General features: G+C 67.3%; 24 protein-coding genes. 6 read left to right on the forward strand and 18 right to left on the reverse strand.

The genetic code is table 11. The features are described 5' to 3' along the window. Positions 1–46 precede the first annotated feature (46 nt). The 5 genes from pstS to DIE17_RS23940 form a co-directional block, all read right to left on the reverse strand. Positions 47–1081 (reverse strand): phosphate ABC transporter substrate-binding protein PstS, encoded by a 1035-nt coding sequence (gene pstS / locus DIE17_RS23915; protein ID WP_124487586.1) that lies wholly within the window; start codon positions 1079–1081, stop codon positions 47–49. Positions 1082–1535: 454 nt separating this feature from the next. Further along, complete coding sequence (glmM, locus tag DIE17_RS23925) at positions 1536–2891, reverse strand: phosphoglucosamine mutase (protein WP_044844892.1); 1356 nt, start codon at positions 2889–2891, stop codon at positions 1536–1538. Positions 2892–2927: 36 nt separating this feature from the next. Then, positions 2928–3869, reverse strand: a complete 942-nt coding sequence (gene folP, locus DIE17_RS23930) for a dihydropteroate synthase (protein WP_124487585.1) — start codon at positions 3867–3869, stop codon at positions 2928–2930. Between the two features lie 28 nt (positions 3870–3897). Next, positions 3898–5793 carry an ATP-dependent zinc metalloprotease FtsH gene (ftsH, locus tag DIE17_RS23935; RefSeq protein ID WP_044844894.1) on the reverse strand — a complete coding sequence of 632 codons (1896 nt, stop codon included), beginning with the start codon at positions 5791–5793 and terminating at the stop codon, positions 3898–3900. Between the two features lie 166 nt (positions 5794–5959). Further along, on the reverse strand, positions 5960–6622 hold the full coding sequence (locus tag DIE17_RS23940; RefSeq protein ID WP_124487584.1) for an RlmE family RNA methyltransferase: 663 nt from the start codon (positions 6620–6622) through the stop codon (positions 5960–5962). A 193-nt stretch (positions 6623–6815) separates the two neighbouring features. On the opposite strand from DIE17_RS23940, the gene DIE17_RS23945 reads away from it, so the two are divergent. Beyond that, complete coding sequence (locus tag DIE17_RS23945) at positions 6816–7343, forward strand: YhbY family RNA-binding protein (protein WP_124487583.1); 528 nt, start codon at positions 6816–6818, stop codon at positions 7341–7343. A 58-nt stretch (positions 7344–7401) separates the two neighbouring features. Here the strand turns inward: DIE17_RS23945 and DIE17_RS23950 are convergent, their stop codons facing one another. The 8 genes from DIE17_RS23950 to gloB form a co-directional block, all read right to left on the reverse strand. Beyond that, positions 7402–7860 (reverse strand): DUF4149 domain-containing protein, encoded by a 459-nt coding sequence (locus tag DIE17_RS23950; RefSeq protein ID WP_044844897.1) that lies wholly within the window; start codon positions 7858–7860, stop codon positions 7402–7404. A gap of 14 nt (positions 7861–7874) precedes the next feature. After that, positions 7875–8351, reverse strand: coding sequence for a transcription elongation factor GreA (gene greA / locus DIE17_RS23955; RefSeq protein WP_021163362.1), 477 nt, complete (start codon positions 8349–8351; stop codon positions 7875–7877). 118 nt (positions 8352–8469) lie between these two features. Beyond that, the gene (gene carB, locus DIE17_RS23960) at positions 8470–11724 is read right to left on the reverse strand and encodes a carbamoyl-phosphate synthase large subunit (protein ID WP_124492230.1); all 3255 of its coding nucleotides are present in this window, start codon (positions 11722–11724) and stop codon (positions 8470–8472) included. Between the two features lie 60 nt (positions 11725–11784). Then, a complete protein-coding gene (gene leuE, locus DIE17_RS23965; RefSeq protein ID WP_124487581.1) occupies positions 11785–12444 on the reverse strand; it encodes a leucine efflux protein LeuE in 660 nt (219 codons plus the stop codon). Positions 12445–12481: 37 nt separating this feature from the next. Continuing rightward, a complete protein-coding gene (gene carA / locus DIE17_RS23970) occupies positions 12482–13627 on the reverse strand; it encodes a glutamine-hydrolyzing carbamoyl-phosphate synthase small subunit (protein ID WP_044844900.1) in 1146 nt (381 codons plus the stop codon). A 361-nt stretch (positions 13628–13988) separates the two neighbouring features. Next, positions 13989–15221 (reverse strand): nitrate/nitrite transporter, encoded by a 1233-nt coding sequence (locus DIE17_RS23980; protein WP_124487580.1) that lies wholly within the window; start codon positions 15219–15221, stop codon positions 13989–13991. Positions 15222–15373: 152 nt separating this feature from the next. Next, complete coding sequence (locus tag DIE17_RS23985; protein WP_124487579.1) at positions 15374–16942, reverse strand: transglycosylase SLT domain-containing protein; 1569 nt, start codon at positions 16940–16942, stop codon at positions 15374–15376. Positions 16943–17093: 151 nt separating this feature from the next. After that, a complete protein-coding gene (gene gloB / locus DIE17_RS23990; protein ID WP_124521313.1) occupies positions 17094–17900 on the reverse strand; it encodes a hydroxyacylglutathione hydrolase in 807 nt (268 codons plus the stop codon). 18 nt (positions 17901–17918) lie between these two features. Here gloB and DIE17_RS23995 point away from each other — a divergent pair, with 18 nt between their 5' ends. Genes DIE17_RS23995 through dnaQ form a run of 3 tightly spaced genes read left to right on the forward strand, consistent with a single transcriptional unit; the run spans position 17919 to position 19956 of the window. Then, positions 17919–18731, forward strand: coding sequence for a class I SAM-dependent methyltransferase (locus tag DIE17_RS23995; protein ID WP_124487577.1), 813 nt, complete (start codon positions 17919–17921; stop codon positions 18729–18731). After that, positions 18728–19171: a ribonuclease HI gene (rnhA, locus tag DIE17_RS24000; protein ID WP_124487576.1), complete on the forward strand. Its 444-nt coding sequence runs from the start codon at positions 18728–18730 to the stop codon at positions 19169–19171. Before DIE17_RS23995 ends, rnhA begins: the two co-directional genes overlap by 4 nt. 50 nt (positions 19172–19221) lie before the next feature. Further along, positions 19222–19956: a DNA polymerase III subunit epsilon gene (dnaQ, locus tag DIE17_RS24005; RefSeq protein ID WP_124487575.1), complete on the forward strand. Its 735-nt coding sequence runs from the start codon at positions 19222–19224 to the stop codon at positions 19954–19956. A 40-nt stretch (positions 19957–19996) separates the two neighbouring features. On the opposite strand, the gene DIE17_RS24010 is transcribed toward dnaQ, so the two are convergent. Beyond that, on the reverse strand, positions 19997–20329 hold the full coding sequence (locus DIE17_RS24010; protein WP_044844907.1) for a YnfA family protein: 333 nt from the start codon (positions 20327–20329) through the stop codon (positions 19997–19999). Positions 20330–20869: 540 nt separating this feature from the next. Between DIE17_RS24010 and proP the strand changes: the two genes are divergently transcribed. Then, complete coding sequence (proP, locus tag DIE17_RS24020; protein WP_124487574.1) at positions 20870–22354, forward strand: glycine betaine/L-proline transporter ProP; 1485 nt, start codon at positions 20870–20872, stop codon at positions 22352–22354. A gap of 117 nt (positions 22355–22471) precedes the next feature. On the opposite strand, the gene DIE17_RS24025 is transcribed toward proP, so the two are convergent. Both DIE17_RS24025 and DIE17_RS24030 read right to left on the reverse strand, forming a co-directional pair. After that, entirely contained in the window at positions 22472–22669 is a 198-nt protein-coding gene (locus DIE17_RS24025) for a hypothetical protein (protein WP_044844954.1), read from the reverse strand. A 343-nt stretch (positions 22670–23012) separates the two neighbouring features. Then, complete coding sequence (locus DIE17_RS24030) at positions 23013–23642, reverse strand: glutathione S-transferase family protein (RefSeq protein WP_124487573.1); 630 nt, start codon at positions 23640–23642, stop codon at positions 23013–23015. Between the two features lie 182 nt (positions 23643–23824). On the opposite strand from DIE17_RS24030, the gene phaZ reads away from it, so the two are divergent. Then, entirely contained in the window at positions 23825–25048 is a 1224-nt protein-coding gene (gene phaZ, locus DIE17_RS24035; RefSeq protein ID WP_124487572.1) for a polyhydroxyalkanoate depolymerase, read from the forward strand. Here phaZ and DIE17_RS24040 read toward each other — a convergent pair. Both DIE17_RS24040 and DIE17_RS24045 read right to left on the reverse strand, forming a co-directional pair. Next, entirely contained in the window at positions 25035–25703 is a 669-nt protein-coding gene (locus DIE17_RS24040; RefSeq protein WP_124487571.1) for a phosphoribosyltransferase, read from the reverse strand. The two genes, phaZ and DIE17_RS24040, sit on opposite strands and share 14 nt — an antisense overlap. A 175-nt stretch (positions 25704–25878) precedes the next feature. Beyond that, positions 25879–26400, reverse strand: a complete 522-nt coding sequence (locus tag DIE17_RS24045; protein ID WP_124487570.1) for a phospholipase D-like domain-containing protein — start codon at positions 26398–26400, stop codon at positions 25879–25881. Between the last annotated feature and the right edge of the window lie 102 nt (positions 26401–26502).

The following is a 26502-nucleotide window of genomic DNA, read 5'->3' on the forward strand; positions in this document are numbered from 1 at the left end:
ACACACTGCCCGGCCGGCACGACCGGGCAGCGAACCGCTGGATGGCTTACTCTGCGGCGACCGGCTTGCCCGATGCGTCCGTCACCTTCGTCTTCCACTGCTTGCGGATTTCCGTCTCGACCGATGCCGGCAGCGAGATGTAGTCGAGGCTGTCGGCAGCCTTCTCGCCGTTCTTGAACGCCCAGCTGAAGAACTTCAGCGTTTCGGCGCCCTGCTCCGGCTTGTCCTGCTTCGCGTGCAGCAGCACGAACGTCGCGCCGACGACCGGCCATGCTTCCTTGCCCGGCTGGTTCGTCAGGATCTGGTAGAACGACTTCGACCAGTTCGCGCCTGCAGCAGCGGCCTTGAACGTTTCGGTCTTCGGCTCGACCACCGTGCCCGTCGAGTTCTTCAGGGCCGTGTAGATCATGTTGTTCTTCTTCGCGTACGCCCACTCGACGTAGCCGATCGCGCCCGGCAGGCGCTGCACGAACGCCGCGACGCCGTCGTTGCCCTTGCCGCCCGTACCCGTCGGCCAGTTGACCGTCGTGCCTTCGCCGATCTTCGACTTCCATTCGTCGTTGACCTTCGACAGGTAGTTCGTCCAGATGAAGCTCGTGCCCGAGCCGTCAGCGCGGCGAACGACCGCGATGTCCGTATCCGGCAGCTTGACCTTCGGGTTCAGCGCGGCGATCGCCGGGTCGTTCCACTTCTTGATCTTGCCGAGATAGATGTCGCCGAGCACCGGGCCCGACAGCGTCAGTTCGCCAGCCTTCACGCCCGGCACGTTGATCACCGGCACCACGCCGCCGACCACCGTCGGGAACTGGAACAGGCCTTCCTTCGCGAGTTCGTCATCCTTCAGCGGCGCGTCCGAACCGGCAAAATCGACCGTCTTCGCGACGATCTGCTTCAGGCCGCCCGACGAGCCGATACCCTGGTAGTTCACCTTCGCGCCGCCGGACTGCTGGTAGTCCGCAGCCCATTTCGTATAGATCGGCATCGCGAACGTGCTGCCTGCGCCCGTGATGTCGGCAGCTTGCGCGGCGACTGCGAAAAGCGCGCCAGCCAGGCCGGCAATCGCGGTTTGCATCAATTTCATGAGACCTCCAGTGTGTGAGCGGATGACTACGGCACCGCGAAGGTTAGGGGCTCCTCATGACGATAATGTGACAATCGATGAAACTGGCGTGACAGTAACATGACTGGTTGAAAGGGTGTAGCGGGCCCGGTTCGGGCAGCAGCACAAGCGCGGCGTGGCGGGGTTGGCGGCAAGAATTGCCGGTCGGGAAGAGGCAGATCCGCGCCCGCCGATGCGGGTTGCGAGCGGATCGTATCGCAGCGCGCGCGGGCCGGAAAGCCCCTTGCCGCGGCTGTCACGATTCAGGGACGGAGGATTTCTTTGATCAGATGAAATCCGCGTCGAAAGCGCCTTCTGTTTAATAGCGCAAACCTTTGCGTCTGACGAATTGCGGCGCCCGCAGGCGCCGCATGTCGAATCACCGGGGCGGCGGCGCGCACACGGCCGGACCGTCGCGCGCCGTCGCCGAGCCGGTTCAGGCCGTCGCCGCGCGCACCGCGTCGGCGATCGCTTCCGCGTGACGCGTCGCGTCGGCCGCATGCCGGGCCTCGACCATCACGCGCAGCACGGGCTCCGTGCCCGACGCGCGGATCAGCACGCGGCCGTGACCGGCCAGCGCGCCTTCGGCCGCGTCGATCGCCGCGCGAATCGATGCGTTGCCCTTCCAGTCGGCACCCGGTTTCATCCGCACGTTGATCAGCTTCTGCGGGAACAGCGTGACGCCGTCGAGCATCTGCGCAAGCGTGCGGCCGCTGCGCTTGAGCGCGGCCAGCACGAGCAGCGCCGACACGATGCCGTCGCCGGTCGAGTGGCGGTCGAGCGACAGGATGTGGCCCGAGCCTTCCGCGCCGAGCTGCCAGCCGCGCTCGCGCAACTGTTCGAGCACGTAGCGGTCGCCGACCGCCGCGCGCACGAACTCGACGCCCTCACGCTGCAGCGCAACTTCGACCGCGAGGTTCGTCATCAGTGTGCCGACCGCGCCGTCGACCTTGCCGACGGTCGCGATGCGGTCCTTCACGAGCACGTAGAGCAGCTCGTCGCCGTTGTACAGCCGGCCGGTCGAATCGACGACCTGCAGGCGGTCCGCATCGCCGTCGAGCGCGATGCCGAGGTCCGCATGGTTCGCCCGCACCGCGCGCATCAGCGCGTCGGGCGCCGTCGCGCCGACCCCGTCGTTGATGTTGAAGCCGTTCGGCGCGACGCCGACCGGGATCACGTCCGCGCCGAGCTCGTGGAACACGTGCGGCGCGATCTGGTACGCGGCGCCGTGCGCGCAATCGATCACGAGCTTCAGCCCGCGCAGATCGTAGGCGGCCGGGAACGTGCTCTTGCAGAACTCGATGTAGCGGCCGGCCGCATCGTCGAGGCGGCGCGCCTTGCCGAGCCGGTCCGACGATGCGCATTCGAGCGGCTTGTCGAGCCATGCCTCGATTTCGGCTTCCGTTTCGTCGGGCAGCTTGTTGCCGTCGGCGGAGAAGAACTTGATCCCGTTGTCCTGGTACGGGTTGTGCGATGCGCTGATCACGACGCCGGCCGACAGGCGCAGCGCGCGCGTGAGATACGCGACGCCCGGCGTCGGCATCGGGCCGGCCAGCATCACGTCGACGCCGGCCGCCGAGAAGCCGGCCTCGAGCGCGGCCTCGAGCATGTAGCCCGACACGCGCGTGTCCTTGCCGATCAGTACCGTCGGCCGTGCACCGGCCGCGACGTCGGCCGCACCGGCCAGTACCTTGCCGGCTGCATAGCCGAGACGCAACACGAAATCAGGCGTGATGGGCGCCTCGCCCACCGTGCCGCGAATGCCGTCCGTGCCGAAATATCGACGTCCCATGGCGAACCTTCCTCCTTCGTCTTTCTGATTTCTGACTTATCGTTGCCGCGCGGCTTCGCGCACGGCGTTCCAGACCTTCAACGCATCGACCGTCGCCGCGACGTCGTGCACGCGCACGATCGCAGCTCCACGCTCGAGCGCGCACAACGCGGCCGCCACGCTCGCCGCGACGCGTTCCATCGGCGGCTTGCCGCCGATCACCGCGCCGAGCATCGACTTGCGCGACATGCCCGCGAGAATCGGATACGCGCGCCCGTCGGGCCGCGCCGGCGCCGTGTCCGGCAACGCGGCCAGCAGCGCGTAGTTGTCGTCGACCACCGCCTTGCCGAACCCGAAGCCCGGATCGACGCAGATCCGTTGCGGCGCGACGCCCGCGTCGCGCAGCGCCTGCGCGCGCGCGGCGAGAAAATCGCGCACGTCGCTCACGACGTCGCCGTAATCGGGCTCGCCGACCTGCATCGTCTGCGGCTCGCCGAGCATGTGCATCGCGCACAGCCCGCTGTTACCCTCGCGCACCGCATCGATCGCGCCCGGCTGACGGAAACCCCAGATGTCGTTGATCAGGTCCGCGCCGGCAGCGAGCGCCGCGCGCATCACGGCCGGCTTGTAGGTGTCGATCGACAGCGGCACGTTCAGCGGCCGCAACGCTTCGACCAGCGGGATCACGCGCGCGAGTTCCTCGTCGAGCGGCACGGGCGGCGCGCCGGGGCGTGTCGACTCGCCACCGATGTCGATCAGGTCGACGCCTTCGGCGATCATCCGCTCGGCCTGGCGCAGCGCATCGTCGCGCGCGAGGAAGCGGCCGCCGTCGGAGAACGAATCGGGGGTGGCGTTCAGAATGCCCATCACGAGCGGGCGCTCGAACGTCAGGGAGAAACGGCCGCACTGCAGCGGCGCTGGAATGGATGCTGAAACAGCGGAATCGGGCACGGGCGGGAGGCGTTGATGAATGCAAAACGGGCCGGTGTGAAGCCACACCAGCCCGTGAACGGTGCTACGGCGAAGGTCAGGCCGGCGAAGCAGGCGCCGGCGCGTTGCCGGGCTTCACTTCGGCGGTGGTGCCGCCGCCCGACGAATCGCCGCCGACAGCCGGCGAACTCTTCGGCGAGCGCGGCGGACGCCCTTCCATGATGTCGTTGATCTGATCGGCGTCGATCGTTTCCCACTCCATCAGCGCGGCCGTCATTGCCTCCACCTTGTCGCGGTTCTCTTCAAGCAGGCGGCGTGCAAGGCCGTACTGTTCGTCGAGCACGCGGCGGATTTCGCCGTCGACCTTCTGCTGCGTCGCTTCCGAGATCGTGCGCGTGAAGCCTCGGCCGAACGGGCCGTTGTCGCTCTCGTCGTCGACGTAGACCATCGGCCCGAGCGCGTCGGTCATGCCGAAACGGGCCACCATCGCGCGTGCCGTCTGCGTGGCCTTGTTGAAGTCGTCCGACGCGCCGGTGCTGATCAGGTTCAGGAACAGCTCCTCGGCCACGCGGCCGCCGAACAGGATCGCCAGGCGGTCGAGCAGGTAATCCTTCGAATACGTCTCGTTGTCATGCTCCGGCAGCTGCCACGTGACGCCCAGCGCGCGACCGCGCGGGATGATCGTGACCTTGTGTACCGGATCGGCCTTCGGCAGCAGCTTCGCGATCACCGCGTGGCCCGACTCGTGGTAAGCCGTGGCGCGCTTCGCTTCCTCGCGAATCACCGCCGACTTGCGCTCCGGACCCATGAAGATCTTGTCCTTCGCGTCCTCGAAATCCTGCATCTCGACGATGCGCTTGCCGCGGCGGGCGGCGAACAGCGCCGCTTCGTTCACGAGGTTCGCGAGATCGGCGCCCGAGAAGCCCGGCGTGCCGCGCGCGATGACCGCTGCGTCGACGTCGTTCGCGATCGGCACCTTGCGCAGGTGCACGCGCATGATCTGCTCGCGGCCGCGGATGTCCGGCAGGCCGACATAGACCTGGCGGTCGAAACGACCCGGACGCAGCAGCGCCTTGTCGAGCACGTCGGAACGGTTGGTCGCGGCGATCACGATCACGCCCGAGTTCGCTTCGAAGCCGTCCATCTCGACCAGCATCTGGTTCAGCGTCTGCTCGCGCTCGTCGTTGCCGCCGCCCATGCCGGCGCCGCGATGACGGCCGACCGCGTCGATTTCGTCGATGAACACGATGCACGGCGCGTGCTTCTTCGCCTGCTCGAACATGTCGCGCACACGGGCCGCGCCGACGCCGACGAACATTTCGACGAAATCGGAGCCCGAGATGCTGAAGAACGGCACCTTCGCTTCACCGGCGATCGCGCGGGCCAGCAGCGTCTTGCCGGTACCCGGAGGGCCGACGAGCAGCACGCCGCGCGGAATGCGACCGCCCAGCTTCTGGAATTTCTGCGGGTCGCGCAGGAAGTCGACGAGCTCGGACACTTCCTCCTTCGCTTCGTCGCAGCCCGCGACGTCGGAGAAGTTCACCGCGTTGTTGTTCTCGTCGATCAGCCGCGCGCGCGATTTCCCGAACGAGAATGCGCCGCCTTTGCCGCCTCCCTGCATCTGCCTCATCATGTAGAACCAGAACACGATGATCAGGATCGTCGGCCCGAGGTAGTACAGCGCGGACATCAGCGCGTTCGGCTCGTCGTCGGCCTTGCCGCTGACCTGCACGCCGTACTTCATCAGATCGCCGACCATCCAGATGTCGCCGGGCGACACGATCTGGTATTTCTGGCCATCAGCCGGAGTGACGGTGAGGTTGCGCCCCTGAACGATGACGTTCTTGACCTTGCCGTTCTTGGCGTCGTCCATGAACTGCGAATAGGACACACCTTCCTGGACGCGGGGCTTGTCGAACTGCTTGAACACCGTAAACAGCACCAGTGCGATCACCAGCCACACTGCTGCCTTCGAAAACATATTGTTGTTCAAAGCACCACTCCTTCACTCGTAGACGAGCGCCTACATTTTCCTTGCGGCGCTCCTCGGTCATTCTAATCCAGTCCGACCACCCCTGCCATAAGGATTGACAACCGCCGCGATAGCGCTTCGCTTGTCTGGCAAGGGCCGGAGCCCGTTTGCGGCACGCCGCTGCGCGTCAGCGCGGATGCTTCAGATGCCGACCCAAAATGAACGTTTCGGACGATTTGTCGCGGGACGCCTTCGGCTTGCGCGGCGCGACAGTCTTAAACTGCTGTTTGAACTTTTCGACGATCTGGCTGTAGCCGCTGCCGTGAAAGCACTTCACGAGCAGCGCACCGTCCGGCTTCAGATGATTCTGCGCGAATTCGAGCGCCAGATCGCACAGATGCTCGATGCGCGCCGCGTCCGCCGAGGCCACGCCGGAGAGGTTGGGGGCCATGTCGGAAATAACAAGGTCCACCGCGCGACCTTCGAGCACTTCTTCGAGCCGGTGGAGGACGTCGTCCTCGCGGAAATCGCCCTGCAGGAAGTGGACGTCGGCGATCGGCTCCATCGGCAGGATGTCGAGCGCCACGATCGTGCCGTCGATGCCGCCTTCGCGCTCCGCGTCGCGCTTCTTGCCCTGCGCGAGCTTGTTGCGGGCATACTGGCTCCAGCTGCCCGGCGTCGCGCCGAGGTCGACGATCACCTGGCCCGGACGGATCAGCTTGTCCTGCTCGTCGATTTCCTTCAGCTTGTACGCGGCGCGCGCGCGATAGCCCTCCCGCTGCGCCATTTTGACGTACGGGTCGTTGATGTGGTCGTGCAGCCAGTGCTGGTTAAAGCGGTTTTTTGCCATTCGAGAGAGAGATTGCTGCTATTTGCTTCGTGAAGCCGTGCTTTTGGCGGATAATACGCGTCTTCTTCGCGCGGCTGCGGCCCCTTCCGGGCCCAAGCCGCGATTTTACGTGGTTTCGGCGCGCGGCTGATGCGGTAACTTCCCGCGATTCGCTTCTGACGCAGCGCGCCCCTATTTAGATTTCGACATTTCCATGCCCGCCCTTTCGCTTTCCCCCGCCGAGCGCTCCGCGCTGCGCTCCCAGGCCCATGCGCTCAAGCCCGTCGTGCTGATCGGCGCCGAAGGGCTCACCGACGCCGTGCTGAAGGAAATCAAGGTGCACCTCGCTGCGCACCAGTTGATCAAGATCCGTGTGTTCGGTGACGAGCGCGACGAGCGCGTCGCCATTTACGACGAGATCTGCGACCGCCTGAACGCGGCGCCGATCCAGCACATCGGCAAGCTGCTGGTGATCTGGAAGCCCGAGGCTGCCGTGACGGCCCCGGCCCGCGGCCGTCGTGCCGGCGCGCTGCCGAGCGCGGCCGAAGCCGTCGACGACAAGAAAGGCCGTGCACCGCGCACCGTCAAGGTCGTCAAGGTGTCGCCGAACGCGAGCCCGGTGCGCCGTCCGCGGCCGGTGAAGGTCACGGTGCGCGGCAACGAGCGCGTGACGGCAGGCGGCACGGTGAAGCGCGCGAAAAAGCGTCAGGCCAGCACGAAGCGGCCGCACCAGGGCAAGTAATCCCGCCGCGCGGCACGGGGCACCCCGTGCCGCGTTGCCCGCGCGGCGCTCAGGCCATTCAGGCGTCTTGCGCCGGCAGACGCCAGATCAGCATCAGCCCCAGCACGCTCTCGACGAGATAGAACAGGCTCGAGACGCCGTGCAGCATCCCGAAGCGGCTCGCATACGGCGAGTTCGCGATATCGGTGCCCGCCTCCATCGCGGCCACCCGCAGCGCGTTCATGAACGGCTGCAACGCAAAATACCCGACCAGCACGCACGCGACCATCGCCGCGACGATCCAGCGCACGCGACGATAATCGCCGCTGCCGCGCCGCACCTGCTGGTTCGACAGCGCGAGCAGCAGCACGCCGCATACCACACCGAGGATCGCCTCGATGCGGAACAGCTGGGCGGCGACCGAGCCGGCCGTCATCCGCTCCAGCGTCCGGAACAGCACGGGCGCGACCGCATACCCGATCGTCAGCAGGCTGCCGACCCACACGGCCGACAGCAGACGGAACACGCGATGCGGCATCACGTCGCCCCGCTTCAGATATAGCTGACCGAGATGATTTCGTACTCGCGCACGCCGCTCGGCGCCTGCACGGCCGCGACGTCGCCTTCGGACTTGCCGATCAGCGCGCGCGCGATCGGCGAGCTGACCGAGATCAGGCCGTGATCGATATCGGCTTCGTCGTCGCCGACGATCTGGTACTTGACGGTGTCGCCGGACTCGAGATCCTCGAGTTCGACCGTCGATGCGAAGACCACGCGGCCTTCGGCGTCGAGCACGGTGGGATCGATGACCTGCGCGGCCGACAGCTTCGATTCGATTTCCGCGATGCGACCCTCGATGAAGCCCTGTTTTTCTTTCGCAGCGTCGTATTCGGCGTTTTCGGACAGATCGCCCTGTGCGCGAGCCTCCGCGATCGCGTTGATCACGGCCGGCCGCTCGACGGACTTGAGGCGCTGCAATTCATCGCGCAGTTGCTCTGCGCCACGCTTTGTCAACGGAATGGTGCTCATAAACGGCTCAATCGCTAAAAACGGCTATAAAAAAAATCACCGCGATTAAACGTATTTCCGGTGAACCGGAAACACCGCTTAATCGCGGCACGTGTTGCTTCGACAGGTAACTGACTGCTTAGTTTAGGCGAGCGTGAAGACCTTGTAAATCATAGACTTCCAGATCCTTCAGGTAGCGCAGGCCTTCGACGGCCGCGCGCGCGCCGGACATCGTCGTGTAGTACGTGACCTTGTGCGCCTGCGCGCTCATGCGGATCGAACGCGAATCGGCGATCGCCTGGCGCGTCTCGTCGACCGTCGTGAACACGAGTGCGATCTCGCCGTTCTTGATCATGTCGACGATGTGCGGACGGCCGTCCTTCACCTTGTTCACGACCTTCACCGGCACGCCGGCCGCTTCGATCGCGGCAGCCGTGCCCTTGGTCGCGACGATCGGGTAGCCGAGGTCGTGCAGCATGCGCGCGACTTCGACCGCCTTCGGCTTGTCGGCATCCATCACGGTGAGCAGCACCGTGCCCGACTCCGGCAGGCGCGAACCGGCCGCGAGCTGCGACTTGAACAGCGCTTCGCCGAAGGTCTGGCCGACGCCCATCACTTCGCCGGTCGAACGCATTTCAGGCCCGAGGACCGGATCGACGGTCGGGAACTTGACGAACGGGAACACCGCTTCCTTCACGCTGAAGTACGGCGGCTCGACTTCCTTCGTCACGCCCTGCTGCGCGAGCTTCTGGCCGACCATCGCGCGCGCCGCGATCTTCGCGAGCGGCAGGCTGGTCGCCTTCGACACGTACGGCACCGTGCGCGACGCGCGCGGGTTCACTTCGAGCACGTAGATGATGTCCTGCTTCGAACCGTCCGCCTGCGGCACCTGCTGGATCGCGAACTGCACGTTCATCAGGCCGACCACGTTCAGCGCCTTCGCCATCGCACCCGTCTGGCGCTTCAGCTCGGCCACGGTTTCCTTCGACAGCGAGTACGGCGGCAGCGAGCATGCCGAGTCGCCCGAGTGGACGCCCGCCTGCTCGATGTGCTCCATCACGCCGCCGATGAACACCGATTCGCCGTCGCAGATGCAGTCGACGTCGCATTCGATCGCGTCGTTCAGGAAGCGGTCGAGCAGCACCGGCGAATCGTTCGACACCTTCACGGCCTCGCGCATGTAGCGCTCGAGGTCGCGCGGCTCGTGGACGATTTCCATCGCGCGGCCGCCCAGCACGTACGACGGACGCACGACGAGCGGGTAGCCGATTTCGGCCGCCAGCGCGAGCGCTTCGTCTTCGGCGCGCGCGGTGCGGTTCGGCGGCTGGCGCAGGCCGAGGTCCTGCAGCAGCTTCTGGAAGCGTTCGCGGTCTTCGGCCGCGTCGATCATGTCCGGCGACGTGCCGACGATCGGCACGCCGTGCGCCTCGAGGTCGAGCGCGAGCTTCAGCGGCGTCTGGCCGCCGTACTGGACGATCACGCCGACCGGCTTTTCCTTGTCGACGATCTCGAGCACGTCTTCCAGCGTCAGCGGCTCGAAGTACAGGCGGTCGGACGTGTCGTAGTCGGTCGACACCGTTTCCGGGTTGCAGTTGACCATGATCGTTTCGTAGCCGTCCTCGCGCATCGCGAGGGCCGCGTGCACGCAGCAGTAGTCGAACTCGATGCCCTGGCCGATCCGGTTCGGGCCGCCGCCCAGCACCATGATCTTCTTGTTGGTGGTCGGCTGCGCCTCGCACTCTTCCTCATAGGTCGAGTACATGTAGGCCGTCTTGGTCGCGAACTCGGCCGCGCAGGTGTCGACGCGCTTGTAGACCGGGCGCACGTTCAGTTCGATGCGGCGGCGACGGACGTCTTCCGGCGTCGCGCCGAGCAGCTTCGCGAGGCGGCGGTCGGAGAAGCCGCTCTGCTTCAGGAAGCGCAACTCGTCGAACGTCAGCGACGCGAGCGTGCGGCCCGCGAGCGCCTTTTCCTTCAGGATGATCTGCTCGATCTGCTCGAGGAACCACGGGTCGATCGCGGTTTCCGCGAAGATTTCCTCGGCCGTCATGCCGATGCGGAACGCATCGCCGACGTACCAGATGCGGTCCGGGCCCGGCTCGTGGATCTCGATCGCGATCTCGTCGCGGTCGGTCGACTTCTCGTCGAGACCGTCGACGCCGACTTCGAGGCCGCGCAGCGCCTTCTGGAACGATTCCTGGAACGTGCGGCCGATCGCCATCACTTCACCGACCGACTTCATCTGCGTGGTCAGGCGCGAATCGGCTTCGCGGAACTTCTCGAACGCGAAACGCGGGATCTTCGTGACGACGTAGTCGATCGTCGGCTCGAACGACGCCGGCGTCTGGCCGCCGGTGATTTCGTTCTTCAGCTCGTCGAGCGTGTAGCCGACCGCCAGCTTCGCCGCGACCTTCGCGATCGGGAAGCCGGTTGCCTTCGACGCGAGCGCCGACGAACGCGACACGCGCGGGTTCATCTCGATGACGACCATGCGGCCGTCCTTCGGGTTGATCGAGAACTGCACGTTCGAGCCGCCCGTGTCGACGCCGATCTCGCGCAGCACCGCGAGCGATGCGTTACGCAGGATCTGGTATTCCTTGTCGGTGAGCGTCTGCGCCGGCGCGACCGTGATCGAGTCGCCGGTGTGCACGCCCATCGGGTCGAGGTTCTCGATCGAGCACACGATGATGCAGTTGTCGGCGCGGTCGCGCACGACTTCCATCTCGTATTCCTTCCAGCCGAGCAGCGATTCCTCGATCAGCAGTTCGCGCGTCGGCGACAGGTCGAGGCCGCGCTTGCAGATCTCTTCGAATTCTTCGCGGTTGTATGCGATGCCGCCGCCCGAGCCGCCGAGCGTGAACGACGGACGGATCACGACCGGGTAACCGCTGCCGCCGGTGCCGACCATGATCTCGGCGTGCACCTGGGTCGCTTCTTCCATCGAGTGCGCGATGCCCGACTTCGCGGAACCGAGACCGATCTTGGTCATCGCTTCCTTGAATTTCTGGCGGTCTTCCGCCTTGTCGATCGCTTCCGGCGACGCGCCGATCAGCTCGACGCCGAACTTCTCGAGCACGCCGTGGTGGTGCAGGTCGAGCGCGCAGTTCAGCGCGGTCTGGCCGCCCATCGTCGGCAGGATCGCGTCCGGGCGCTCCTTCTCGATGATGCGTGCGACCACTTCCCACGTGATCGGCTCGATGTACGTGACGTCGGCCGTGTTCGGGTCGGTCATGATCGTCGCCGGGTTGCTGTTCACGAGGACGACCTTGTAGCCCTCTTCACGCAGCGCCTTGCAAGCCTGCGCGCCCGAATAGTCGAACTCGCAAGCCTGGCCGATGATGATCGGGCCGGCGCCGATGATGAGGATGCTTTTGATGTCTGTGCGTTTTGGCATGGCTTGTGAATTCAGTAAGTAATCTTTGTCGTGGCGTTGTCGTCGGTCGGCAGGCCGCGCTCAGCTCATGGTGGCGAGCGCGAGCTTCACCGAGAAACCGATGAACAGGCCGCCCACGCTGCTCGCCGCGCCCGCCGCGAGCCTGCGGCGGCGGCGGAAATGCTCGGCGAGCCGTGCGCCCGCGAAGATCAGCGTGCTCAGGTACAGGAAGCTCGCGCATTGCGCGATCGCCCCGAGCACGACGAACGACAGCGCGGGATGCGGGAATGCCGGGTCGACGAACTGGATGAAGAACGAGATGAAGAACAGGATCGCCTTCGGATTCAGGAGGCTCACGATCAGCGCCTTGCGGAACGGCCGCTCGCCGTCGACCGCCTGCGGTGCGTCAGCCGGGGCATCGCTGCGCGCGCGCAGCTTCTGCCACGCGCTGCGCAGCATGCCGGAGCCGATGTAGAGCAGATACGCGGCGCCGCCGTACTTGACGACGGAGAACAGCAGCGGGTTCGCCTTCAGGAGCGACGCGACGCCCGCGGCGGACAGCACCATCAGCACCGTATCGCCGACGAACACGCCGCAGGCCGCGCGATAGCCGGCCTTCACGCCGCGCTGCGCCGCGAGCGACAGCACGTACATCGAGTTCGGCCCCGGCAGCAGGATGATGAAGATCACGCCGAACACGTAGGTCCAGATATCCGTGATGCCGAGTGCGTGGCCGAACATGATGCGAATCTCCCGTTCTTCGGTTGCTTCAGTTGCGTCAGGCGTTGCGCTGCTTCGCCGCGTCCATCAGTGCGGTGAAACGGTCGAACAGATAGCCGATGTCGTGCGGGCCGGGCGACGCTTCCGGGTGGCCCTGGAAGCAGAATGCCGGCTTGTCGGTCAGCTCGAAGCCCTGCAGCGTGCCGTCGAACAGCGACACGTGCGTCACGCGTGCGTTGGCCGGCAGCGAATCCGCGTCGACCGCGAAGCCGTGGTTCTGCGACGTGATCACCACGCGACCGTCGCCGAGATCCTTCACCGGGTGGTTCGCACCGTGGTGGCCCGTCTTCATCTTGAGCGTCTTCGCGCCGACCGCGAGGCCCATGATCTGGTGGCCGAGGCAGATGCCGAAGGTCGGCACGCCACGCTCGATGAACTGCTTCGTGGCCGCGATCGCGTAGTCGCACGGTTCCGGATCGCCGGGGCCGTTCGACAGGAAGATGCCGTCCGGATTCAGCGCGAGCGCATCTTCCGCGCTCGCTTGTGCCGGCAGCACCGTCACGTGGCAGCCGCGCTCCGCGAGCATGCGCAGGATGTTGTACTTGACGCCGAAGTCATACGCGACGACGCGGTACTTCGGCGCTTCCTGCATGCCGTAGCCGCTGCCGAGGCGCCATTCGGTCTGCTTCCACTCGAACGGCTTGGTGGTCGATACGACCTTCGCGAGATCCATGCCCGCGAGGCCCGCGAACGAGCGCGCGAGCTCGATCGCCTTCGCCTCGTCGTCCGAGCCGGCCAGGATGCAGCCGCTCTGCGCGCCCTTGTCGCGCAGGATCCGGGTCAGCTTGCGGGTATCGATGCCGGCGATCGCGACGACGCCTTCGTCGCGCAGGTAATCGCCGAGCGTGCGGTCCATGCGGAAGTTCGATGCGAGCGTCGGCAGATCACGGATGATCAGGCCGGCGGCATGGACTTTCGTGGCTTCGACGTCTTCGGCGTTGACGCCGACGTTGCCGATATGCGGGTAGGTGAGCGTGACGATCTGACGCGCGTAGCTCGGATCGGTCAGGATTTCCTGATAGCCGGTAATCGCGGTGTTGAACACGACTTCACCGATCGTGTGGCCTTCGGCCCCGATCGAATAACCACGAAAGACCGTGCCGTCGGCGAGTGCAAGCAAGGCGGGAGAAAAAGACGGCAACACGGGAGGCTCCTTGGGGAACACCCTGCTGCCGACCTGTTTACCCTGCCGCGCGAGCGCCGCGCTGCGTAGGCGCGCGGAATCGCTAGCTGGACGCGACCTGCGTTGTCGAGACGCGAACCCGGCGCGTGGCGCACGAGGCTTCGCGGCATCGCCCGACAGGCGGCGTGCGGCGGATGAACGGGATGAGTGAGGTAGGCGCTAGGGTGCGAGGTTGATCAGCACAAACTTTCAAATTATAGCCCGAAAATGGCCTTATCTTCAATCGATATGGCCGTCCGATCGTGCATGCGGCGCGCGTGACGGCGCGCGGTCGCGCACGACACTCGTTGCTGCGGCCCCGTTTCCGCAGCCGCCCTACCCGTCAGCGTACCGCCGGATCAACGTGCTTGCCAACGCTGCGCGCGGGCCACACGCACCAGACCGCGCTCGCGAGCTGCAGCGCGAGCAGCACGCTCCATGCGGTAACGTGCGCGGCGGCCGGGTAATGGCCGTCGACGGCCGGCCAGTGCGACAGCACCGCGCCGATGCCGATCTGGAACGCAAAGATCAGCACGAAGATCACGAGCGTCAGCGTCGTATTCGCGCGGCCGATCAGATGCGCCGGAAAGCGACCGGCCAGCACCGCGTAGGTCAGGATCCCGACGCCGCCGAACATCCCGTAGGCCGCCCACAGCACGGCCGGCGGCAGCGGCACGCGCGCGACGATCGCGCCCTGCGTGGCGACGAACAGCGCCATGCCGATGCCGCAAAATGCCTGGACGGACACCCCGCGGCGCTCGAGCACGCGCGCCGCCGCGCCGAAGCCGACGCAGCCCGCCATCATCGCGAAGCCGAGCACCGACACGAGCCGCGCGGTGTGCTGCGCATCGAACCCCGCGACGTCGCGCAGGTACGGGCCGACCCACAGCGACTGCATCGCATAGAACACGCCCTGCGTGACGATCGAGAACGACGAAATCTTCCAGAACGCACGGCTGCCCAGGATGTGCCACGTGCCCTTGAACTGGCTGACGATCCCGCCCTGCTGACGCGGCCGCTCGGCTTCCGGCGCACCGAGGCCGATCGCGGCCGCGACGACGATCGTCAGCACCGCGAGGCCGCCGCAGATCACGCGCCAGCTCGTCACGCCGAGCAGCCAAGTCAGCGGCGAGCCGACCGCGACACCACCCAGGCCGCCGACCGCCATCACGAGACCGTTGACGAGCGGAAGCCGGCCGACCGGAAAATGCTGCGCGAGCGCCTTGAACGCCGCGCCGAGACACACCGATACGCCGACACCGATCAGGAGCCGGCCGACCATCATCGTGCCGAGATCGTGCGCGATACCGAACACGGCGGCGCCGGCGGCCGCGAACAGCAGCATCCCGGCCGCCACGCGGCGCGGGCCGAAATGGTCGAGCAGCACGCCGGCCGGAATCTGCGCGCCGGCGAAGCCGAGGAAATAGAGACTGGTGAGCAGCCCGAGATCGGCGGCCGACAGCCCGAGCTCGTGCGTGACGAACGGCGCGAAGCCGAGATTGACGCCGCGGAACACGTACGACACGAAATATCCGATCGCAAACAGCGCGAGCACCCTCACCTGCACCGACGACATCGCTTCTCCTTGTGACTGCGCGCAGCGGCGGCCGCGCTGCCGCGCACAAACGAAAACGCCGTCACCTCGGTGACGGCGTTGCTACGCGTTTCGTCGGATGATAACGCAATCGCGCGGCCCGGTCGGGCCGCCGCGCCGCGATCGCGGCCGCGTTACTTCTTGCCCTTGTGCGCAGCGGCCTTCGGTGCAGCCTTCGCGGGCGCGGCCTTGGCCGCACGGGCCGCTGGCTTCGCGGCACCGTGCTTCGCGCCGCGCGACTTGCCGCCGACGGACAGGCTCGCGCGCTCGATATGCGCGCCGGCGGTCGACGTCGCGATCCGCTCCGGCCCCGGCTCGGCCGGCACCGCGCGGCCGACCGGCACGTGCAGCACGAGCGCCTGGCCCGGCATCGCGAGATCGCGATGCGTGCGGTTCCATGCCTTCAGCTGCGCGACCGACACGCCGTAGCGGCCGGCGATCGCCGCCATCGACTGCTTGCGGCGCACGCGGATCAGCATCTTGCGCGTGTCGGGCACGTCGGGCTCCATCGCGAGCACGCCGTTTTCCGCGACGTCCGCGCTGATGTCCTCGTCGTCGTCATCGCCGCGCGGCACGACGATCGTCGAGCCCGGCTTCAGGCGCATGCCGGCCGGAATCTTGTTGACCGACATCAGCGTGTCGGCGTCCACGCCGATCTTCTCGGCGATCGCGGCCGGGCGCGCGCGCTCGCTCACCGTATAGGTGGTCCACGTCGACAACTGGCCGTTGTAGGCCTTCAGGTTCTTCTCGAACGCCGCCGCGTTGTCGAACGGCAGCAGGATCTGCGGCTCGGTCGCGCCGAGGATCACCGGCTTCGCGAACGACGGGTTCAGCGAGCGGAACTCGTCGAGCGACAGATTCGCGAGCTTCGCGGCCACCGCCACGTCGATGTCGCGCGCCGTCGTGACCGTCACGAAATACGGGTGGTTGGGGATCTCCGGCAGCGTCAGGCCGAACTGCTGCGGATTCGCGATGATGTTCTTCACCGCCTGCAGCTTCGGCACGTAGTTGCGCGTCTCGTTCGGCATCCGCAGGCTCTGGTAGTCGGTCGGCAGGCCGGCCGCCTGGTTGCGCGCGATCGCGCGCTGCACGTTGCCTTCGCCCCAGTTGTACGCGGCCAGTGCGAGATACCAGTCGCCGAACATGTCATGCAGGCGCGACAGGTAGTCGAGCGCGGCGCTCGTCGACGCGAGCACGTCGCGACGCTCGTCCTGCCACATGTTGCGCTTCAGGTTGTACGTGCGGCCCGTGCCCGGCATGAACTGCCACATGCCGGCCGCCTTCGCGACCGACAGCGCCTGCGGGTTGAACGCGGATTCGATGAACGGCAGCAGCGCGAGCTCGGTCGGCATGTGGCGCGCCTCGAGCTCCTCGACGATGTGATAGAGGTACTTCTGCGAGCGCTCGGTCATGCGCTGCACGTAATCGGGACGTTGCGTGTACCAGGTCGTCTGCATGTCGACGAGGTCGCTCTGCAGGTCGGGCATCTGGAAGCCGCGGCGAATACGGCCCCAGAGATCGGAGTCCGCACTGGTCAGGTCGCCGACGGATTGCTTGTCGACGTCGACAGTTTCTTTGGCGGTGGCTGATTTACGGAGGTAGTTGGACGTCGCCTGCGAATCGGCGGCGTTGTTGGCGACAGGGGCCTGGCTCGCGCAAGCGGCGAGCAGCAGGACCACCATCGCACTCAATATAAGTCGCATGAAAATCTCGGCTTCCGACGGCTGGAAATTGCTGGCGATACTACGGAAGTGCGTGCTTCACGTCAATAAAAACACCGAAAACTCAGCGAAATCCTACATTTGCAGCAATTTTTACAGACGCTACCTGAGGTTTGGAGTCCTCCCGAAATCGTCATCGGAACCGGTTTTTCCACTCGCGCATCAGCGTGAATGCCGCCAGTCGATCCGGCACCGTTTCGTGCAGCTCGGCCTCGAGCGTCGCATGGATGGCCGCGCTGTCCGACCGCATGAACGGGTTGACGGCACGTTCGTGCGCGATCGTCGTGGGCAGCGTCGGCACGCCGCGCGCGCGCAGCGCCTGCGCATCGTCGCGCCAGGCGGCGAGCGCCGTATTGCCCGGCTCGCACGCGAGCGCGAAGCGGATGTTCGACAGCGTGTATTCGTGTGCGCAATGCACGCGCGTGTCGCCGGGCAGCGCCGCGAGCGCGTCGAGCGACGCGAGCATCTGCGCGGGCGTGCCCTCGAACAGCCGGCCGCAACCGCATGAGAACAGTGTATCTCCGCAGAACACGTGAGGCGTGGCCGCGCCCTGCCCGGCCGCCTGGAAATAGGCGATGTGGCCGCGCGTATGACCCGGCACGTCGAGCACGTCGAACGCAAGCGCCGGTGCGCCGAGCGTCACGCGATCGCCGCCCGCGAGCGGGCGCGTGACCACGTCGATCGATTCTTCCGCCGGGCCATAAACGACCAGCGGCACATCGTCCGGTTGGCCATCGCGCAGCGCCGCGACACCGCCGACGTGGTCGGCGTGATGGTGCGTGAGTAAAATAGCGGTCAAGCGCCAGCCGCGTTCGGCAAGAACACGGCGTACCGGCGCGGCTTCACCCGGATCGACGGCGATCGCATCGCGGCCGTCCGAGACGAGCCAGATATAGTTGTCTTCGAATGCCGGCACCGGCACATATTCCAGCTCGTTCATGGGCACGCAATCATCGTTATGTCCGATCGTCAAATTATAGACTGGCCCGCCTGGACCGACTCGCCACCCGGCCGCTACGTGCTGGACTGGGAGCAGGCGCAGCTCGACCGGATCGTGTCCGACGTCTTCGGGTTTCACGCGCTGCAGCTCGGCCTGCCGCAGCTCGACGCGCTGCGCGAGAACCGCATGCCGTATCGCGGCCTCGTGCTCGACCCGGCGAGCGGCGCGAGCGCGCCCTACCAGTATCCGTGGGCGCGCGAGGCGCATGCGCCCGAGCATGCGCCGGCCGACCGCAGCACGACCTGGTGCGACCTGCTCGACCTGCCGTTCGAGTCGCAAAGCGTCGACCTGATCGTGATGCCGCATACGCTCGAATTCACGTCCGACCCGCACCGCCTGCTGCGCGAGGCCGAACGCGTGCTGATGCCGGAAGGCCAGCTCGTGATCACCGGCTTCAATTCGCTGAGCCTGTGGGGCATGCGGCAGTCGTTCGGGCGCATGGCCAACCGCCCGTTCGTGCCGGCCGCACGCGACCAGATCGCGTTCATCCGGCTCAAGGACTGGATCAAGCTGCTCGGCTTCGATCTCGAGCGCGGCCGCTTCGGCTGCTACCGGCCGCCGCTCGTCACCGACAAATGGCTTGCCCGCTACGGCTTCATGGAAGCCGCCGGCGACCGCTGGTGGCCGATCTTCGGCGCCGTCTACATGATCACCGCCGTCAAGCGCGTGCGCGGCATGCGTCTCGTCGGCCCGATCAAAATGAAGAAGCCCGTGCTCGCGCCGGGCCTGACGCCGGCGGCCACCCCGACCACCCATCAAGAACACTCATGACCACCGACACCATCGACATCTATACCGACGGCGCCTGCAAGGGCAACCCCGGCCCCGGCGGCTGGGGCGCACTGCTGCGCTACGGCGACCGCGAAAAGGAACTGTTCGGCGGCGAGCCCAACACGACCAACAACCGCATGGAGCTGATGGGCGTGATCGCCGCGCTCGAGGCGCTGAAGCGGCCGTGCCGCGTGATCGTCCATACCGACTCGCAGTACGTGCAGAAAGGCATCAGCGAGTGGATCCACGGCTGGAAGAAGAAGGGCTGGGTCACCGCGGCGAAAACCCCGGTGAAGAACGCCGACCTGTGGAAGCGGCTCGACGCGCTCGTCGTGCAGCACGAGGTCGAGTGGCGCTGGGTGAAGGGCCATGCGGGCCATCCCGAAAACGAACGCGCGGACGCGCTCGCGAACCGCGGCGTCGCATCGCTCGCGGCCTGAATCGCAGCCTGAACGCAGGCCGCCCTACCGTCTTTCCCGATTTATCCGACATGCGCCAGATCATTCTCGATACCGAAACCACCGGCCTGAACCCCCGCACGGGCGACCGCCTGATCGAAATCGGCTGCGTCGAGCTGCTGAACCGGCGGCTCACCGGCAACAACCTGCACATCTATGTGAACCCCGAGCGCGACAGCGATCCGGGCGCGCTGGCCGTGCACGGCCTCACGACCGAATTCCTGAGCGACAAGCCGAAGTTCGCGGAAGTCGTCGACCAGATCCGCGACTTCGTGAAGGACGCCGAGCTGATCATCCATAACGCGCCGTTCGACCTCGGGTTCCTCGACGCAGAATTCGCGCGGCTCGACCTGCCGCCGTTCACCGAGCATTGCGGCGGCGTGATCGACACGCTCGTGCAGGCCAAGCAGATGTTCCCGGGCAAGCGCAATTCGCTCGACGCGCTGTGCGACCGGTTCGGCATCAGCAACGCGCACCGCACGCTGCACGGCGCACTGCTCGACTCGGAACTGCTCGCCGAAGTCTATCTCGCGATGACGCGCGGCCAGGACAGCCTCGTGATCGACATGCTCGACGACACAGGCGCCGACGGCGGCGCGGCGAACGGCCAGCGCGTGGCGCTCGCATCGCTCGACCTGCCGGTGCTCGCGGCGAGCGACGACGAACTGGCCGCTCACCAGGCCCAGCTCGACGAACTCGACAAGTCGGTCAAGGGCGCCTGCGTATGGCGCAAGTCCGCCGACGCGGACGCCGCCGAAGCCGCCTGACGCGGCGCCTCACGCGCCGAAGCCGTGCCTGCAGCCGCGCTCAAGCGCGCGGCTGCAGTGCGATGACGGCCATCCCGCCGAGCGCGAGCATCGCACCCGCCACATCCCAGCGGGTCAGCGCGATGCCGTCGACTGCCCGCAGCCAGATCAGCGCCACCGCGATATACACGCCGCCGTACGCCGCATACGTGCGCCCCGCCGCGCTCGGGTGCAGCGTCAGCAGCCACGCGAACAACGCGAGCGACAGCGCGGCCGGCACCAGCAGCCAGACAGGCCTTCCCCCTTTCAGCACGAGCCACGGCAGGTAGCAGCCGACGATCTCGGCCAGTGCAGTGACAGCGAACAACGCCGCAATCCTGATCAGTTCGGTCATCCGGTTCCTCGCAAATTCGGCCCCATCCGGCAGGCCCGCGCGACCCCGCCGCGCGCCGCCGATCATACCGGAGCCGACCCCGCCGGAACCGCCGCCAGACGGGGGATTCCGGGCAATTTGCACGATCGTCTGTCATCGTGCTATCATGTCGCCTGTTTCAACATTCAATCTCTGTCTATTCGATTTCGCAAGAAGTCCGTCCGCGCATTGCGGGCCGGTGCTTCGACCGAAATTGCATCCACAGGAAAGCCCGCCCGACAGGCCCGCTTTTCTCGTTTCGTTGCCCCTCCGGGGCGCTTGCCGGAACGCCGGACTCCGTCCGCGCCGGCATCTGCCGCTCGCATCACGCGGCCCATTCTTCATGAGCGCACCGTCGCGACGGCCCATCGGGCCCGCGTCGAAGCAGTCCCTTACGGCCCTTTACCGCCTCATGTGCAGTAAGCGCTTAAATGGCCTGCCCCGACGCGCAGCACACGACATCGCGCTCGCCGGCAAACCGTGTCGGACGGCCCGCCCGTTCCGGCGCAGTCAAAGGAGTGCATGACCTTGACCGCAACACACGTCAGCCCGACCGCTGCTTCTTCCTCCACGTCGTCCGGCGAGGCTCCGCTCGCCGCGGACGACATCACCGTCGTCGACCAGAGCCTGCTCAAGCGCGCCGTCAGCGCGATGGCCATCGGCAATGCGATGGAATGGTTCGACTTCGGCGTCTACAGCTATATCGCCGTCACGCTCGGCAAGGTGTTCTTCCCGTCCAGCAGTCCGTCCGCGCAGCTGCTCGCGACCTTCGGCACGTTCGCGGCCGCGTTCCTCGTGCGCCCGCTGGGCGGCATGGTGTTCGGCCCGCTCGGCGACCGCATCGGCCGCCAGCGCGTACTCGCCGCCACCATGATCATGATGGCCGTCGGCACCTTCGCGATCGGCCTGATCCCCAGCTACGCGTCGATCGGCATCATCGCGCCCGTGCTGCTGCTCGTCGCCCGCCTCGTGCAGGGCTTCTCGACCGGCGGCGAATATGGCGGCGCCGCCACCTTCATCGCCGAGTTCTCGACCGACAAGCGCCGCGGATTCATGGGCAGCTTCCTCGAGTTCGGCACGCTGATCGGCTATGTGATGGGCGCCGGCGTCGTCGCGCTGCTCACCGCGTCGCTGTCGCAGGAAGCGCTGCTGTCGTGGGGCTGGCGCGTGCCGTTCCTGATCGCGGGCCCGCTCGGCCTGATCGGCCTGTACATCCGGATGAAGCTCGAGGAAACGCCGGCGTTCAAGCGCCAGGCCGAGGAGCGCGAAGCGCAGGACAAGGCCGTGCCGAAAGCGCGCTTCCGCGAGACGCTGATGCGCAACTGGCGCGCGCTGCTGCTCTGCGTCGGCCTCGTGCTGATCTTCAACGTGACCGACTACATGGTGCTGTCGTACCTGCCGAGCTTCATGTCGTCGACGCTGCACTTCGACGAGTCGCACAGCCTCGTGCTGGTGCTGATCGTGATGGTGCTGATGATGCCGCTGACGCTCGCCGCCGGCCGCCTGTCGGACAAGGTCGGCCGCAAGCCCGTGATGCTGGCCGGCTGCGTCGGCCTGCTCGCGCTGTCGATTCCGTCGATGATGCTGATTCATGCGGGCACCACCGCGTCGGTGTTCGGCGGCCTCCTGATCCTCGGCGTGCTGCTGTCGTGCTTCACCGGCGTGATGCCGTCGGCGCTGCCGGCGCTGTTCCCGACCGAGATCCGCTACGGCGCGCTCGCGATCGGCTTCAACGTATCGGTGTCGCTGTTCGGCGGCACGACGCCGCTCGTCACCGCGTGGCTCGTCGACGTGACCCACAACCTGATGATGCCCGCGTACTACATGATGGGCGCGGCCGTGATCGGCATCGTGTCGGTCGTCGCACTCGCCGAAACCGCACGCCAGCCGCTCAAGGGCTCGCCGCCGGCCGTCGCGTCGCGCCGCGAGGCACACCAGCTGGCGCGCCAGCTGCGCGAGGAAGACGACGCGGAAATCTACGGCGTCGTGTCGCCCGCGCGCGCCTGAGCGTCGCCCGCTCGCCCATGAAAAAGCCCCGGCCGAAGCCGGGGCCTGATCGAACCCGATCCGCCCGACCGGCTTGCGCCGGCCGGGCGTTTTTTCATCCGACGATGCGACGCGGGTTCATGCGTGCGCTTCGCAGTGGCGGCAGAAGATCAGCGCACGCGAACGCGACACGGCTGCCTGGGCGCCGCGCGCGGCGACGATCAGGCCGACCTGGCCGAGATTGAAGTCGCGCTCGACCATCAGCTGCGTCAGCGCGGCAAGCGGCAACACGACGGACGGGTGGTACAAACTCGATTCGATCAGCGCTCTCATCATCGGCTCCATCAGGCAATGCATATTCGATGGAGTGGATTCTAGGGACGGCCCGCATCCGGATAAACAGCGCGAATGCGAAGTCACTTGTCAGCGGCGGAGAACAATCGGCACGTCCTTGCCGGACGGGGCCGGGCGGGCAGCGCACGAGCGCGCGGGCGCATAAGACGCAGCGGCGCGACGTGGTTTTCAGCACGTCGCGCCGAACAATAACGCGCGGTCGGACGCGCCGCGGACTGCGGTTGGGTCGATACGCGCAGAATGCCGGCCCGGTTCCGACGCGGCGGGGCCGGACGCGCCGCCCTCGCCCGCCGTCGTTCCGGTGCCGCCGCGATCGACGCCGGGTTCAGGCGAGCGGCGTCTCGACAAACGCCGGCAGCGCTTCCGCACGCGCCGAATGCGCGGCCAGCGCCGGATACCGGGCCGGATCGATCCGCGCGAGCGCCGGGTAATCGGCTTCCATGAATTGCGTGAAGCGCCAGGCGACGGCGACGGTCACGTCGGACTGCAGCAGCCGCGCGCCGCCGAACCAGCCGTTCGCGGCCGCGACGAGCGGCTCGAGTTCGCCGTACGCAGCCTCGAGCTGGCTCAGCACGCGCTCGAGCCAGGGCGCGTGCTGCTTGTCGGTCGGCCGCAAAGCGTGCTCGTACACCACCTGCACCGTCTTCTCGGCCGCCGCCAGCGCGAGGCCCACCGGCACCAGCGTGCGCAGCCGCGCGTCGGCGGCGTCGGGCAACAGGCGCCGCTCCGGCGCGACGCGATGGTCGAGGTAGTCGACGATCAGCGACGAATCGATCAGCGTCGCACCGTCGTCGGTCACGAGCGTCGGCGCCTTCACGACCGGGCTGAACGACCGGAACCGGTCGAACTGACGAAACACCGAGACCGACTCGTGTTCGAACGGCAGGTCGAGCAGCTTCGCCGATATGGCGACACGGCGCACGAACGGGGAATCCAGCATGCCGATCAGCTTCATCGCAAACGCTCCGCTTGAGGGAATGGGACCGACGACTGTAGCAGCGCTGTGCGCCGGTGCCTAGCGCGATGCCGCCGAAACGCGCGGCGAAATCCGCGTCGTCCGGTCACGTTTCCGACACCCGCTGCGCGCCCGGAGTGACCATAATGCAGATTCATCCCCCTTCCGCCTCGAGGTTCGCCATGTGGTACGACGTCGTCGAGCAGCAGCGGGAATGGATGCGCGCCTGGCGCGAAGCGACGCGCCACGCGTTCGACGTATGGCCCGCCGCGACGCTGCCGCACGCCGTGTCGTCGTGCTACGACGACCTGTTCGAACCGCTCCTCGGGCCGGCCGCCGGGCCGCCGCGCTTCGAGATCCGGCGGCCGGCCGTCGACGAGCGGATCGTCGCGCGCACGCCGTTCTGCCAGTTGCGGCGCTTCGCACGCGACGATGCGCGGCGCGCGGTGCTGCTGTGCGCGCCGCTAGCGGGGCACGCGGCCGTGATGATGCGGGAGACCGTCGAGGCGCTGCTCGCGGACGGCGACGTCTGCGTGACCGACTGGGTCAATGCGCGCGACGTCCCGCTCGCGGCGGGCCGCTTCGGGCTCGACGAGTACGTGGCGACGCTCGACGGCTTCGTCGACGCGCTCGCCCGCGACGACCGGCCGCTGCATGTCGTCGCCGTATGCCAGGCCACCGTTCCCGCGCTCGGCGCACTCGCGCTGCGCGCCGCGCGCGGCCACGCACCGCCCGCGAGCGTCACGCTGATCGGCGGGCCGCTCGACGCACGCATCAACCCGACCACGCTCGGCACCACGGCCGCGTCCCGTTCGCTCGCGTGGTGCCGCCGCCACCTGATCGACATCGTGCCGCCCCGCTTCCCCGGCCGTGGCCGGCACGTGTTCCCGACCTATCTTCAGCAGGGCGAGATCGCGCTGCTGTATCCGCAACGCTTCCTGACGCTGATCGAGGACTACGCGCGCGCCGCGTCGCACTTCGACCTGACGGCGCTGGCGGACGCGCGGCGCGCGCTGCGCGAATACACGGCGCTGCTCGACATGCCGGCCGAATACTTCCTGGACACCGTCGATATCGTGTTCCAGCGGATGTGCCTCGCGAACGGCACGTGGCAAGTCGGCGGCCAGCGCGTGGAGCCGGCCGCGCTGCGCGGCGTCGCGCTGCTGACGGTCGAAGGCGGTTGCGACGCCGTCACCGGCGCCGGCCAGACGCATGCGGCACTCGACATGTGCCGCGGCCTCAAGGCCGGCGAGCGCCAGCGTCTCGATATCGACGATTGCGATCACTACGGGCTGTTCACGGGCGCGCGCTGGCACGGCAACGTCCATCCGGCGCTGCAGCGCATGTTCGCGCAGGCCGAAGCCGTTCGCCCGGGATCGCGCCGGCGCCGGGTCAGGCGGACGTGAGGTCGTCGTCCGGCCCGCGGGCAGCATCGAGGAGCGCGCGCACCTCGTCGTCGCCGGTCTGGTCGAAACGCGCGTAGAACTGGCTGATCCCGAAGAAGCGCAGCGGCTGCGACACCGTCACGAACGCATCGGCCAGATCGTCGAACGCATGCTGGGCGCCGGCCGGCGCGACGGGTGCGGCGACCACGATGCGCGCGGGATGGCGCTTGCGCAGCGCCTGCAGTGCGACGCGCATCGACGCGCCGGTCGCGATGCCGTCGTCGACGACGATCGCGATGCGGCCGTCGACCGGCAGCGGCGGCCGCGCGCCGCGATACAGCGTGTCGCGGCGCTGCAGTTCGGCGGTCTCGCGCACGATCACGTCGGCCAGCTGGGAATCGGACACGCCCATCGCGCGGATCGCCGCGTGCTGCAGGTGGATCGCCCCGCCGGTCGCGATCGCGCCGATCGCGAATTCGGGATCAGAGGGCATGCCGAGCTTGCGCACGACCAGCACGTCGAGCGGCGCGCGCAGCGCCTGCGCGATCGGGAATGCAACCGGTACGCCGCCGCGCGGCAGCGCGAGCACGACGACGTCGCGACGCCCCGCATAGTCGTGCAGCGCGAGCGCAAGCTGACGACCCGCGTCGGCGCGATCGGCAAAACACTCGGTCAAGATCGGCTCCCTGCCGTTGGGCCGGATGCGCGACCTGCGCGCCGGCACCTGTTCAACGAGCATGGTTCATCGGACACGCCGATGCAAGCGGGGTCATACCGGCGTGCGCGGCAGGCGGATCGCGGCACTGACAAGGATGGATGGCGTTCGCCCGGGGCGGGCTGCCGTCACGCGCTCAGAGCCCGCCGGCCTGCCGATACAGCCGCCAGAACGACTGCGCGTACGACTGCGCGAGTTCCGGCGCGCGCTGGAACACGTTGACCGTTTCCGCGTGCGCGGCCGCGTCGTCGGACAGCGTCGTCAGCGCGACGCTGTCGTCGACGATCACGAAACGCGGTGCGGGGTCGCCGTGCCGCGAATCGATCGCGACGTCGATGCCGGCCGATTTCAGATAGCCCGCGCCGCTGTACTTGCCCGCACGCGGCGAGCGCACCAGCACGACCCGTACGTCGATCCCGCGCGAACGCGCCGCGCGCAGCGCCGCCGCGACCGCGGGCGGCACGTACGCGTAGCCGGCCAGCAGCACGCGGCGCTGTGCCTGACCGATCAGGTCGACGGTCGCGTCGGCCGCCGCATTGTCATACGAAAAGTACCTGCCGACCGCGGCGGCGTCGGACGGAATCGGGCTGGCGTGGGCGGTCGCCGCACAGCAAAGCGCGGCGACGAGGAAGGCGGCTGGTCTCATGGCGGGCGCCATTGTAGCGACGCCAATTCGCTTGACAAGCGCCTGCTGCAGCGCTGCTGCGCCGGCGCAACACCCGGCGCGGAACGACCGGTCGGCAGGCAGATTTCGAACTGG

Source organism: Burkholderia sp. Bp9099 (assembly GCF_003857805.1).
Lineage (GTDB): Bacteria > Pseudomonadota > Gammaproteobacteria > Burkholderiales > Burkholderiaceae > Burkholderia.